We start from the raw sequence: 13,406 nt of genomic DNA, 5'->3' as shown, positions 1-13,406 counted from the left end.
ATTCATTCATGAACAGCAACAACAGGATTATTTCATGACAACCTTTTATTTAGCGGATACTAACGACGCCCTCGAAATTGATGTCCAGGAGCTCATTATTGCTGGATGGGCAGGGCGTGAGCAGGCTGGAATCGATGAACACATTGAAGAGCTCAAAGTGATTGGCGTTACGCCGCCTTCAAGCACACCTTTGTTCTACCGCGTGTCGGCGGATCAACTGACAACTGCTGAAACGGTGCAGGTGCTGGGCGGTGAATCCAGCGGTGAAGTGGAAGTTGTTCTGATTGGCACCGAACAGGGCACGTTTGTAGGCATTGGTTCCGATCACACCGATCGGGAAGCCGAGGCCTGGTCCGTGGCGCATTCCAAGCAAGTGTGTGCCAAGCCTGTGAGCCAGCAGGTGTGGACGCTGGAAAGTGTTATCGACCACTGGGATGAGCTGAAAATATCCTCGTACGCTACGTTTGACGGTAAAGAGGTGCTCTACCAGACTGGTGGTGTAACGGGGCTTTTACACCCAAAGGATTTGTTGCAACGATTTGGCCTGAATGAAACGAAGCTCGCGCCTGGTCAGGCCATGCTGTGTGGCACTCTGCCGGTGATCGGTGGTGTACGCCCCTCCGAAGCTTTCCGCATGGTTCTTGAGGACCCGGTAACGAGCCGGAAAATCGAGCACTTTTATCACATAAAGACATTATCGGTGGTGAAATGAATCAGCAGTCTGGTTTGGCTCCTGTAGATCTGTCAGAAGCGACATTATCGTCGCTACTTGACGGGATGCATCAGAACAAATGGCATGCAAGCCAGTTGCTCGAAGCCTGTCTGGACAACATTGACCAGCATGATGACCCCGCCAATCTGGTCTATACGGCCCGCTTTGACCGAACGGCAAAAGCCGAAGCGGCAGCCATCGACGCACTCCAGAAGGGCAAGGTTCCTCTGGGTGAACTCGCCGGGCTGCCGATAGCGCTCAAGGTTCTGTTTGATGTGGCTGATGAAGTCACTCACTCGGGGTCCAAGTGGTGGAATCAGCCGGCACAGAGCGATGCGCTGATTGTTTCCCGCCTGCGCCGGGCTGGTGCAGTTATTACCGGCCACACCAACATGACGGAGTTCGCCTACTCAGGGCTCGGGCTCAATCCCCACTATGGTTCGCCGGCAAACCCGCTGGCACCGGGGCGGATATCCGGTGGATCATCATCCGGAGCGGCTGCAGCGGTGGCCCACGGTATGGCTGTGGCAGCTATTGGTAGCGACACCGGTGGATCAGTGCGAATTCCGGCGGCTTTTTGTGGCCTGGTTGGGTTTAAGCCTTCCCAGCAAAGAATCCCTCGTGAAGGTTCATTTCCACTCTCCGACAGCCTGGACAGCATTGGCCCGATTGCCCGCAGCGTTGAGTGTTGCGCGCGTATTGATGCGGTTCTTGCTGGTCAGCGTTGGCAAGCGGGCGCGCCTGTGGACTTACGTGGTCGTCGCTTTGTCGTACCGACCAATTACATGCTGGATGATGTGTCTCCGGCGATTTCTGAAGCCTTTTCTCGCAGCCTTCAGCGGTTGCGCGACTGCGGTGCTTATATTGTAGAAGCGCCAGCCCCCGTGTTGGACGCGCTGCCCGAACTGCTCGAAGGCGGCGGCTTTACCGCAGCGGAAAGTTACCATATTCATCGCGACTGGTTGCAGCAGCATGGCGATGAATATGACCCCCGTGTACGCACACGTATTGAAAGGGGGGCGGGCATCAGTGCCGCAGATTATCTAGAGCTGTTGCATCGTCGCGCTGTGCGCAAAAAGCAGGCCGATGAATGGTTGGCTTCCTACGACGGACTACTTGCGCCCACGGTTGCTATTGAGCCGCCGCTACTGAGCGAACTCGAAACTGACGAAGATTATGCACACCTGAACCTGCTGATTCTGCGCAACCCAACGGTGGCTAATCTGCTGGACCTGTGCGCCATCACGCTACCTAACCATCGCTCCGGTGATTTGCCAAGTGGTCTGATGCTGGTTGGTCGTAATGGCACTGATAGTGCATTACTGGGAACGGCGCAAGCGATGGAAAAGGCACTGAAATACTAATGCTTGGGGTCATTGTGATAAAACTGATTGCCACCGCATCGGTGGTGATCGGGGTCTCTCTGGCCGTAAATAAGCTGGGGCCAAGACTGGGTGGAATCATTGCAGGAACGCCAATCATATTAGGCCCCGGTTACTTTTTCATGCTGCAGGAGCGCTCGGTTGAGTTTATCCAGTCGGCGGCGTTATCGACGCTGCACGCGCTTGTAGCGACATTGTTTTTCAGCATCTGTTTTGTCATGACGGCGGGCCGCCTCAGTGCGTTGGTTAGTCTTGGCCTGGCAACCGTCACCATCGCCCAAAAGGGCATGCTGAGCCTCGTGGCGTTCACTGTTGTGCTTGCTATGACGGCGGGTAAACTGCCACCCATGATGACCTTTACAGCCTCTTTGATCGCTTCGCTGGTTGTCAGCGCCGCCCTGTTTCTCGTCAGTCAGCGGCAGTATCAACGAGCCCTTGTGCCCAAGGTAACAACGGAAACCTGTTAAAGCCGGATACGTAAGAGGCGGTCTACGGTTCCCTGAATAAAAATCGTGAGTTGAAGACCATTCCTGCACCTGCTGGCTTACCATGTTGCCTGTGAGCGTTCATTCCAAGACGTCCTGCCATCCCGATGAATTTCTTTCTACAGTAGCCTCACATTTCCCAGCACGAGGTTACCCCCATGAGAAAACACCGACCCCAGGAACAATGGCAGTCCTTGGTTGATAAGCAGCGTGACAGCGGTTTATCAGTCATGCAATTTTGCAAGCAGGAGGACATCGGCTATGCCAGTTTCAACTGTACGACCTGAATCCGTGCACCTACCTGGTGGACGTGCTGCAAAGCATCAGCCAACACCCGGCCAGCCAGGTGGCTGACTTACCGCCAAAGCTCTGGAAATTGCGGTTCGCGGACAAGTCGCTGAGATCCCTGGTGGATCCGCGCCATCCCGACAGACAAGCCAGCCGGAGTCTGTAAGCCATGAGCATTGAAGACATGACGATCGACCAGTTGCTGGAAATGAACAGGGTCATCTGCCGGCGAATCAATCAACTGCAAGATCAGGTAAACATGTAGGCGCTGAGTCAATTGCGAGTGGGGTCGAAGGTTGGGATCGTTACCAACGATCAACCGTAATCAGGCCTCATACTTTTAGTGGCAGGCGTACGCCCGCTGCAACTGAGGCAAGATATCAACTTGTCTCTTAAGTTGTGACCAAATTCAGTTTACCACTACAGGGTGACACCAATCGTTCGAGTACTTCAAGGCTTGAACAAAAAAGCTCCCTGCAATCCTTCATGGATCAGGGGGCTTTTTTGTTGCTATGGCTCGTCTTTAATCAGTCGAAGAATTTACTCAAGACTTCGCAATGCCAGCCGATAGTAAACTCTACGTACTTATTTTTATACGTACCTATTTTTAAAAGTCGCCTCCAAAAAGACGAGGACATACTGTGCAACTAACTTTCGGGCAAAAGCTCTTGGTCACCTTTGGCATACTATTGGTGCTTGTTATGGGCGCTATTACGATGGTTGGCGACATGCGGCTGAAGAGCACAACAAGTACCTACATCGACGCACTGATTGCGGACGCAGTGGTGCAGAACACGTCCAGTATCGCTGAGTGGCTTAATACTCGGTTAGTGATGATTGAGGCGGCGGCCGAAAGCCTTGGAAACGCACCGAGTGATGAGCAGAGGCGTAACATTTTACAAACTGTTTCGACCGCTGGTGGTTTCTTCAATGTGTATATCGGTAATAAAGAGGGTCGCATGCTGATGGAGTCAACGGCTGCGCAAGCAACACTCCCGGCTGGCTTCGATCCCCGCGGTCGCCCTTGGTACAAAAAAGGCATGGCGGAAGGTAAGGCTTCGTTTACCGAGCCATATCGCGACGCGACGAGCACCGAAACCATCATTACCGCTTTGGCTCCTGTTAGCGGTGGAAGTAACGGTGGTGTGGCAGGCGCAGATATAAGCTTGAGAGCTATCAGTAAAATGCTTGAAACCATAACGCTGGCAAAGACTGGCTATGCGGGCCTGGTTAACGCGTCAGGTGTTGTTCTGTTCCATCCCGACAGTCAGTTGATTGGGCAAAATATCAAAAGCCTGATTGGGGTGTCCCCCAAGTTTGATGGGCATCGTCAATTCTATGAATCAGGCGATGTGGCGTGGCGCGTCGCTTTTCACCCGATTAAAGAAGCGCGGGGCGTTGACTGGTATTTGGGCACTTTTGTGAACGTCGACAAAATCAACGCTCCCATGCTAAGTGCCCGTATGACCGGGATAATCCTCGCGCTCGTCGGCCTACTGGTATCGCTGTTCATTTTACACGTGTGTATCAAAATACTGATGGCCCCAGTGCGGCGTTTGAACTCTGCAATGGCAGACATCAGTTCTGGTGAGGCCGATTTAACCCAGCGCCTGGATGCCAGTGCCAAGGATGAATTCGGAGAACTCGCGGGCAGCTTCAATAGCTTTATCGAAAATATTCAAGTGGTAGTGCACGATGTTCTAAGTGGTAGTGATGACCTCGCAACGAATGTGGTCGCATTGAAAAAGACCGCCAGCGCAAGCCGGTTGAGCGTTGAAGGCCAGCAAGCCGAAGTGGATATGGTGGCAGCTGCCATCAACGAAATGTCTGCAGCCGCGGGTGAAATCGCCCAGAATGCTCAGCAAACAGCCGATGCGGCCAATACGGCTGATAAGGAAAGCCGGGCTTCATTGGAAACCGTCGGCCAATCCAGGGATGCGGTGCGAAAACTGGCGCAAGAAGTGAATGCTGCAGCCGAAGTCATCAACAATTTGGGCAAAGATGTAACCTCGATTACCTCGGTGCTTGAAGTCATTCAGGGAATTGCAGAACAAACCAATTTGCTGGCACTGAACGCCGCAATAGAGGCGGCTCGTGCGGGCGACGCCGGCCGCGGATTTGCCGTGGTAGCGGACGAGGTGCGAAACCTGGCTCAAAGAACCCAGACTAGCACCAAAGAGATAAACAGCATGATTGAGCGCCTGCAAAAGGGGGCTAATGATGCCGTCGCTGGGATGAACGCGTCCAAGGCTGTATCCAATGTCAGCATGGAGAAAGCTCAGGACGCTATGGACGCTTTGAACCGGGTGGCTGATGCAATAACGTCCATTAGCCAGATGACAATGCAAATTGCGACGGCTTCTGAAGAGCAAACCTCAGTGACCGAAGAGCTCAACGCATCCATCACGCGCATCGCAGACCAAGGCCAAGAGGCTTCCGCTGCCGCAAGTGAGAACGATGTTTACAGTGGTCATATCGAAACCATTGGCCAAACCCTAAGCAAGAACGTTTCCCGCTTCAGGGTTTGAGATTTAAGCCGCAGCATCATGCTGCGGCTTAAATCAAATTAGCTTTTTGCTGCAGCCGTAACGATCAATTCAACCTTTAATTCAGGCCTTGCCAGGCGTGCCTCACCACAAGCCCGGGCAGGGGCGTGGCCAGCCGGTACCCACGCGTCCCACACCGAATTCATAGCCTCGAAGTCGGCCATATCAGACAGCCAGATGACCACCTGCAATAAATCTTCACGGCTGGAACCAACGCTCTTTAATAATGCATCAACTCGGGCAAGTGCTTCACGAGTTTGATCAGCGACGTCATCAGTGGCGTTGCCGACCTGGCCAGCCAAATACACAGTCTGATTGTGAACAACAACGCGACTCATTCGATTGCCTGTTTCAAATCGTTGAATTTCCATAAATCCCTCTTAGTAAGATCTTTGAATTAAGAAAAGAACTGAAGCACCTCGGCCCAATCAGGTGGCGAAAAGAGGGCCTGTGCCTGCAATCTCATTCGTTTTACCGGTCCAGGCGTTGGACGGGTGGATATCGACAACGAACGATAACAGAATATGCACCCAGCTTCGCTTTGGTCGGAAGAGCGATAGAGTTTACTGACTACCGGCATATTCGGCTCAGGAGTCGGGGAAGAGAGTCCAGCCATCCAGCCAACTGGTTGCAGAGACCGGGTTTAGAGCGCCAACGAAATTAGCGGATTCATCGAAAAATTCGCTTTGAGGCGGACGTGTTGCGTTCATTTGTTTTAACGGTACACGAGGCATAAAATTCGGGTTTTTCAGGTCGTTGGCTGTTGGGAATAGTGCCGTTGCTACACGGAAGGTGTTGTTATGCGATGGCTGATCCATCCAGCTTTGTTCGTCGAAACCAAAGTCATCGTCACCCTTCCCGGTTTCCGGGCTTACTTTGCCCAAGTTCGCAAGCAGGTTATTGCCAAAGCTGAGAAGCCCCTGATCTGTCAACGACAGCACTTCATCTCTGACATCTATGGCTTCAATAGCGTAACTATCAATCAGCATATTATGAAAGTGTCCGCCGGACCCTTCTCGCAGAACAAGACCGCGGTGTTTTTTCGGGCCGTTACCGCCACCCACGAGGGTCACATTGTAAAAGCTGGGTTCTGATCGTGGCAGTGCTTCGTGATCGTTCCCGTTATTGTCGCCTTCAAAGGCGCTGTCTCCAGCATCCGGATGCTGCTGAATGACTGCGAACTGAACGTTTCCTGTCCAGCCCCAGTCCCAGTCAATACTGTCATCTCCCGCTCCTGAAACGACGATGTTTTTTAGGTCGACGTTGCCGCCGAACATCTCAATCCCATCATCGAGAGAACGGTGCACCTGAACATTTCTGATGATGGTGTTTCTGCCACAGCCGCCCAGAGTGAGCCCGTTTAGCTCATTGTCTCTGTATACCTCGAAACCGGCGAATTCGATGCGAGCATACTCAACAACGCCGCAGGAATCGTTAGCGTCGGTTCCACCAAAGAGTCCCCGGTTTTCTGCTTCTGCCAAGCCCTCAATAGACGCATTGGGCTCGTTAACGGGAGCGTTGCCGAGTAGAACGATGCCACCCCAGTCGCCACGAGATCGACTTCCTTCTTTCTGGGCGCTGGTAAAGACAACAGGGCTGTCTGCTTTGCCCCGCGCAAACAGTTTTGCACTGGTGGTTACAATAAGTGCAGACCCGTTCTCTCCCTCCACAATAACCCCGGGCTCGATCGTCAGGTTCGAGCGCTCAACATAGATCGTTTTCTCCAGAATGTAGCTCTTTCCCGTTTCCCAGGTTGTATCAACGACGATATCTGAATTGATACGCACGGCACGATTCTCGAATGCAGTGAACCCTACAGCGACTGAGCTTATTGCTACCACTGGAATAAAAATTGAAGCGTTCCGTTTGAACCAGCTTGCGGTCTCTTGTTCCACAGGCTGAGACGATTCGGAACGAGCGCTGCCTTCCTTCACCATTAACGGTTGGCCGTCATCGCCGAGTTGGATTTCTTTGGCCAATGCCTTTAGCTCGGCGGTTCCTGACAATTCCACGCGTCTCAGGACGTCTGCCCGATAATCTGGCTCACGAAGCAGCATATTCAGATGAACGAACTCGACGCCAGGGCACTGCCCCTTGCCAATGCGCCGTTTTAGTCGCCAGAGCTTTTCAACGAGAAGGGAAGAATCACCAGACATGGATTGCTGCTCTTTTTTGGAATGAGGAGCCGAGTCTAAATGATTCCTGTGACCGTCTAATGAAACCCATAGCCAAAGCGGAGTGCGCTTTAATAACGCTAAACCACCGGCTAAAAACTGCCTTCGGAGATCAGCTTTGCCGCATCTCTGCCTGCCAAAACGCCCATTACAACGGCACTGAGCAGACCGTTACCCGATAGGTAACCGCTGTCGCCGGCGCCTGAAACGCCCCGCGCAGCGCCACCAGCGGCGAACAGGTTAGGCAGTGGTTGTCCGTGCTTATCAATAACCTTTCCAGTGGTTGAAATCTCCAGCCCGCCCTGGGTGTGAAACAGAGCGCCTGTTACTCGAATCACGTAATAAGGGGCCACCAGTGTCTGTTCTGGGGGGAACTTTCGGCCTAACGAATCTGCCTCGCCATTTTCTTGAAGTTTCTTCATATCTCTGAAAGTATCTAGCACGGCTTTGTTCGGTAAACCTAGCCCATCGGCAAGCGCTTCAGCAGATTCGAATATTTTAATCGCACCAGCGGCGTGAGCATTCCGGTAGTCTTCAAATTGCTGGCACTGTTCATGAATGCGGGCGTCGTATACGTTAAATGCAATCTGGTCTGGCTGAGCCAGCACCTTGGCAGCCTGCTCCGAGTATCCGTTATGTTCGTTAGAGAAGCGCACACCACGTTGGTTAAGCTGTATTCCACCTTGCATCATTACGGCCCAGGAAATCAGAGTTTGATGCGGCCAGGCAAGTGATCCGTGTCCTTGATAAGCGCCCAAGTCTTTAAGACTTGCACCCAACGCTTCGCCCCAAATGACCGCTTCGCCCTGGTTGCCTGGGTGCCCGTAATACAGGCCGCTTGCCATTTGTGGAATGTGGCTAGCCATCAATTCAGGGTTACCACCGTAGCCATTACAGGCTAACAGCAGTGCATCGCAGCCAACCTGTTCAATAGAGCCGTCTCTGCGTTGGAACGACACACCACGCACCCGACTGTCATCATCGATGTGTAAGGTTGTCACGTGAGCTTCGGTAAGAATTGGAAGCTCGGCTTGCTCTGCGGCATTTAACAGACAGGACATCAGCTCTTCACCCGTTCGGCGAGGCGTGCAGTGCATACGCATACAGCTGTGGCCCGGATAAAGAAAACCGTCGACGATTTCAAACGGGATATGGTGCTTGTCAGCAAGCCACTCAATGACTTCGCCCGAGGCTTCGGCCAGGGCCGTAACAATGGCGGGATCCGCTTCGTTGTAGTTTTTACGAAGAATATCTTCAGCCATTTGGCTGGAGCTATCCTCTACCCCGGCGGTTTTCTGAAAACGTGTGCCAGCGGCGGGGATGAAACCAGAGGACATGAATGTGCTTCCTCTGGGAGTGCCGTCCCTTTCAAGGATGACGGCGTCAATCCCCTTTGACAGGGCGGCTAAACCAGCTACTAACCCACACGCGCCTCCACCGATAATGACCAAGGGAATGCTGAAATCAAAGTTGATAGTCGCACCATCGTTTCTGACGTCCGCCATGAATCAATCCTTTTTTTGTGTTTGCGCGTTAAATGCCTGAAGGATCTCTCCGGCTGTTGCCTGCCACACCTCTGCGTGTCCCATAATGTATTCTAAAACGGCTTCGAGACTGCTAATGCGGTGGGGCTGGCCCATCATCCAGGGGTGTATGTTAAGTGCCAGCATCCGACCGCCTTGAGTAGCAGATTCTTTCAGCAGGAAATCGAAAGCATCTTTTATCTGCTCAACCCACGAATCTTCTGAGTGAAAGTTCTGACCAATAATAAATTGATCCTCCAGTTCAGTAGATAAGGGCATCATCGTCAGCGGCCCATTCTCGGTATCGAAGCGGTAAGGCATGTCGTCGTTGACCCAGTCGCAACAATATTCGATGCCGTTTGCGGCGAGCAGGTCTGGCGTTTTCCAACTTTGATTCTTAGCAGGGCTTAGCCATCCGCGTACCGGCTTTCCTATCAGTGCGTTGAGCGTATCAACAGAGCGTTTGACCAGTTCAGATTCTTCTTGTTCATCTTGCCCGCCATAATGCAGATGATCCATATTCCAGCCGTGGCAAATGAACTCCGCATCAAACTGTTTCAATTGCTCAAGCAGATAAGGTGTGTCTTGAGCTAATTGACTGTTAATGGCAAAAGTAGGGCGTACACCGTAGCGCTCAAAGGCTTTCAAGCATCGATAAATACCCACGCGATTGCCGTAATCACGAAGGGAGAAGTGGCGCAGATCAGGGTAGGGCATGGCCATCCCATTCGGTACTTTGAACGGTTTTCCACGCTGATTGAGCGGATAGAACTGCAAAGACGTGTTAATCCACACCGCCACCCGTTTTTCGTCAGGCCATTTTATCGGCGCGCGGTCAGCCAGCATCGACCAACTGAAGCGGTCGTGATCCGGGCCGTAGGAGCGTTGAGGGTACTCCAAATAGTTGTCGAGACTCATCTTATGCTCCCCTTTTTGGTTTCAATATCCACCAGGGCCGCATCGTAATAATGCTTGAGGTAGTAGTCGGCAATTTCCCGACCAGTGGCAACCCATACATCGCTGTGACCGGTGATGTATTCCAGAGCTTCCTCGAACGCTTTGAGGCGGTGAGGACAGCTCACCTGATAATTATGCGTGGGAATGCACATAACCGTGCCTGATTCTTTACCCTCTTCGTATAAGCGGTCGAAGTGGCGTTTTAGCATTGTGCCGTAATGGCGAGGCTCTACCTTATTCACTGCATAAACAATGGTGTCGTTCATTTCCAGCGAGTAGGGCATGGAAATAAAGCGCTTTTTATTGCGAACCATAATTGGGGTAGGTTGATCGTCATGGAAGAGATCGCAGGTATAGATGCCGGCCTCATCGCCGAACAACTCTGAACCCACTTCAGAAAACAGATCCAGGGTGCGCTCGGAGTGTGACAACGCCGGTGCCAGGTAACCTGCACATTTTTGTCCACTATGGCGATAAATAGTCTCGATAGAATCGCGAATCATGTCGCGTTCCTGCTCTTCGCTCAAACCATAGGTATAGCGTGTGTTGTAAATTCCGTGGCTGAATAGCTCCCAGTCACGCTCACAACACATGTCGATGATTTCCGGATGGTGCTCGCAAAGCGCGACGGATAAAGACACGGAACCACGAATACCATACTTGTCGAGTAAATCCATCTGACGACGGTGGCCAACTCGGTTCCCGTAATCACGGATGGAATAACCCGGCACAGCAGGGCTGGGTTGCGGCCAGGCTTTGCGATGAGGGTTATCGGGCGGGTCCAGTTCGTAGAATTCAATATTGGGTGCAACCCATAAGGCTACTTTGGCCCCGTTGGGCCACTGAATTTTTGGACGATCTTTATACGGCCAATAGTCGTAAACGCCGAGACTCTCTTTCATAAGGCTCCGCCTCTTTTCTTTCGCGGGGTGCATGCGGTGAGGCATTGGAAGCCACACCGCGTCGAGAAGGCTTTTTAATCCTTATTGGAAATTTGCTCGTCGAGCCAGCCCAGTACGCTTTGAACGCCCATCACGTCGGCGTACTTCAGGTGCAGATCGGTCAGGTTGGCGAAGTGATAGCTCTCATGTTTATCAGACACGCATTCCTCAGGAACGATAGTTCTGTAACCACGAGAGAGGCTTTCAACGGCGGTGGCCCTAATGCAACCACTGGTGGAACCACCGGTGATAATTACGGTATCCACCTGGTGCCAAACCATCAGCGACTGCAGCGGCGTTTCAAAAAATGCCGACGGCATACGCTTGCTGTAGATCACATCGCGGGAGGCGTCTATTTCTAACCGCTCATCAAAAGCGGCACGGTCAGAACCGTATTTGATATTCTGAAGGGAGTCAGGGGTGTCTGTTCGAGTGCCCCAAATGCCAGCATCTTCCGCCGAATCCAAAAATGCAACATGGGTCCATACCACCGGCCAGTTCAGGTCGCGGAATCGCTTGGACAATTTGTTTACATATTCCAGCTGGCGCGGGTCGGTCTCATAGGCTGTCTTGTAAAGATCTGTGCGTGTATAGGCTTTTTGTGGGTCGACGTTGATCAAAATCGCTTTTTTGCCGAAACCAAACGGCACGCGCTGCGGATTTTGCATGACTTCGTAGAAAATCTCTTTTGCGGTTTTATCACTGCTAATCATATTGCTCTTCCTGACATAAAATTGGGTGTGGGCTTGGCTCAGCGGGTACCGTCTTCGTATTGCTGACCGAGCTCTAGCATGCTTTGGGTGCCCAGATAATCATTAAGTTGTTTGAAATCCAGCATTCGATCGCGGAAATTATTGGTGGTACCGTCGGCTTTCAGCATGGTAAAAAACTGAGACGCCATATAAGTGAATGCGCGAACCAGCGCACCGGGGAAGATCACCATTGAAAAGCCCATAGCTTCCAGCGTGGTCGCGTCTTGAAGCGGAGTGTCGCCGCCTTCAACCATGTTTGCCATCACCGGGATCTTACCCTTGAACTGGCTCATAACCTGATCGATTTGCTCAGACGAACGAATGCCTTCCACAAACACCATATCTGCGCCCGCCTCGTAGTAGGCTTGAGCTCGATCCAACGCCCTACCGATACCTTCGCTGGCAATAGCATCCGTGCGACCGATAATCAGGGTTTGATCGCTATGCCTTGCGTCTAGAGCCGCTTTGATTTTACCTACCATCTCGCCGGTACGGACCAGTGTCTTACCCTGAAGGTGACCACAGCGCTTAGGGTACGTTTGATCTTCTAGTTGAATGGCGTTCGCGCCAGATCGCTCTAGTATACGAACACTGCGCATCACGTTGAGCGCATTACCAAAACCCGTATCACAATCCACCACGACTGATATCTCGCTGCGCTCGCGAACGTGGGCCAGAGTGTCATTGATTTCGGTCAGGCTCATCAGGCCTATATCTGGGCGACCAAGCTTGGTGTAAGCCAAGCTGGCACCTGAAAGATACACGGTGTCGAAGCCTGCCTGCTCTGCTAATGAAGCGCTAAGAGCATCGTATACACCAGGGGCAACAATAATGTTTGGGCTTTGCAGCCGATCTTTCAGTGTCATCGCAATAGTGAGGCCGTTTTTGTGGGGCATAAGTAAGTGCTCAGTCTGAGTTTCGTGGGTCAGCAGCTGCGAATTTAGCGCCCTGCTAGGGATTAATTGATTTCACCGGTGTTTGGTGGTCATCTTTGTGCCGTTGCTAGGTCATTCCAGACGTCTTGTCGTACCAGTCGGTCATTGAAAATCTCAAACCGGTCTATAAAACGTATGCCCTCAAAGGGCGTACCGTCTGGCCATTCGCCGTATAATGTGCCGTTGACAAACACCACAATCTTATCCATCTCGTAGGCAACGTTTGTCGATTCCAGAGTTTTTTTAACAAACTGATACCGGCCTTTTGACCACTCGACAACCTGGTTGAGTGATGTCAGCTCGCCACTGCCGGGAAATGCCATCACAAAGTTCTCATCCAGAAAACGTTGAGCTTTTTCCAGCTCGCGCTGCTCCATAGCCATTAAATAGTCGTGAACCAGAGAAGTAGGATCAGCGGCTCCGATACCGGGTTGGCGCGCCACGCCTCCTCGGCTGTAGTTGCTTGAGTCGACCTCGTTAATCCAAATGGAAATGGCTTCGGGCTTGGCACGCGTAATGCCCGCTATGGCGGCGGTAAGGGCTTGTGTCATGCGTTCCTTCAGCGCATTGCTGTAGCCCGAGAGCAGACTGACCTGTAACATCGGCATATTAATTCCCCTTTTCGCTGCGAGTGCTTTTTGCGGTTTCGTTCAGTTTTTCATTGTTCTATAAATAATACATTTATATGTGCCATTCTATGAGCTGTCAAGT

At 52.1% G+C, this 13,406-nt stretch carries 12 protein-coding genes and 1 pseudogene; 5 read left to right on the top strand and 8 right to left on the bottom strand.

Annotation, left to right across the window (positions count from 1 at the left end):
* Positions 1-34: 34 nt before the first annotated feature.
* The 5 genes and pseudogenes from MIH18_RS12745 (at position 35) to MIH18_RS12725 (ending at position 5,395) form a co-directional block, all read left to right on the top strand.
* A complete protein-coding gene (locus tag MIH18_RS12745; RefSeq protein ID WP_249006862.1) occupies positions 35-712 on the top strand; it encodes a DUF2848 domain-containing protein in 678 nt (225 codons plus the stop codon).
* Positions 709-2,076, top strand: coding sequence for an amidase (locus MIH18_RS12740; protein WP_249006861.1), 1,368 nt, complete (start codon positions 709-711; stop codon positions 2,074-2,076). Before MIH18_RS12745 ends, MIH18_RS12740 begins: the two co-directional genes overlap by 4 nt.
* Positions 2,076-2,561 carry a hypothetical protein gene (locus MIH18_RS12735; protein WP_249012551.1) on the top strand — a complete coding sequence of 162 codons (486 nt, stop codon included), beginning with the start codon at positions 2,076-2,078 and terminating at the stop codon, positions 2,559-2,561. Before MIH18_RS12740 ends, MIH18_RS12735 begins: the two co-directional genes overlap by 1 nt.
* A 301-nt stretch (positions 2,562-2,862) precedes the next feature.
* Positions 2,863-3,047 (top strand): annotated as a pseudogene (locus tag MIH18_RS12730) (IS66 family transposase); the annotation flags it as partial.
* Between the two features lie 461 nt (positions 3,048-3,508).
* Positions 3,509-5,395 carry a methyl-accepting chemotaxis protein gene (locus MIH18_RS12725; RefSeq protein WP_249012550.1) on the top strand — a complete coding sequence of 629 codons (1,887 nt, stop codon included), beginning with the start codon at positions 3,509-3,511 and terminating at the stop codon, positions 5,393-5,395.
* A 38-nt stretch (positions 5,396-5,433) separates the two neighbouring features.
* Here the strand turns inward: MIH18_RS12725 and MIH18_RS12720 are convergent, their stop codons facing one another.
* From MIH18_RS12720 to MIH18_RS12685, 8 genes are all read right to left on the bottom strand, one after another.
* Positions 5,434-5,784, bottom strand: a complete 351-nt coding sequence (locus tag MIH18_RS12720; RefSeq protein WP_249006858.1) for a RidA family protein — start codon at positions 5,782-5,784, stop codon at positions 5,434-5,436.
* A gap of 216 nt (positions 5,785-6,000) precedes the next feature.
* Positions 6,001-7,569 (bottom strand): hypothetical protein, encoded by a 1,569-nt coding sequence (locus MIH18_RS12715; protein WP_249006857.1) that lies wholly within the window; start codon positions 7,567-7,569, stop codon positions 6,001-6,003.
* 110 nt (positions 7,570-7,679) lie between these two features.
* Positions 7,680-9,092 (bottom strand): FAD-dependent oxidoreductase, encoded by a 1,413-nt coding sequence (locus tag MIH18_RS12710; protein ID WP_249006856.1) that lies wholly within the window; start codon positions 9,090-9,092, stop codon positions 7,680-7,682.
* Between the two features lie 3 nt (positions 9,093-9,095).
* Entirely contained in the window at positions 9,096-10,028 is a 933-nt protein-coding gene (locus tag MIH18_RS12705) for a polysaccharide deacetylase family protein (protein ID WP_249006855.1), read from the bottom strand.
* The gene (locus tag MIH18_RS12700) at positions 10,025-10,969 is read right to left on the bottom strand and encodes a polysaccharide deacetylase family protein (protein ID WP_249006854.1); all 945 of its coding nucleotides are present in this window, start codon (positions 10,967-10,969) and stop codon (positions 10,025-10,027) included. The genes MIH18_RS12705 and MIH18_RS12700 overlap by 4 nt, the downstream gene beginning before the upstream one ends.
* A 74-nt stretch (positions 10,970-11,043) precedes the next feature.
* Positions 11,044-11,721, bottom strand: coding sequence for an isochorismatase family protein (locus MIH18_RS12695; RefSeq protein WP_249006853.1), 678 nt, complete (start codon positions 11,719-11,721; stop codon positions 11,044-11,046).
* A gap of 38 nt (positions 11,722-11,759) precedes the next feature.
* Complete coding sequence (locus MIH18_RS12690; RefSeq protein ID WP_249006852.1) at positions 11,760-12,656, bottom strand: oxaloacetate decarboxylase; 897 nt, start codon at positions 12,654-12,656, stop codon at positions 11,760-11,762.
* 89 nt (positions 12,657-12,745) lie between these two features.
* Positions 12,746-13,303, bottom strand: coding sequence for a tautomerase family protein (locus MIH18_RS12685; protein ID WP_249006851.1), 558 nt, complete (start codon positions 13,301-13,303; stop codon positions 12,746-12,748).
* Positions 13,304-13,406: the final 103 nt, after the last annotated feature.

Source organism: Marinobacter sp. M3C (assembly GCF_023311895.1).
GTDB lineage: Bacteria > Pseudomonadota > Gammaproteobacteria > Pseudomonadales > Oleiphilaceae > Marinobacter.
This window is presented reverse-complemented; position numbering and strand designations above follow the sequence as displayed.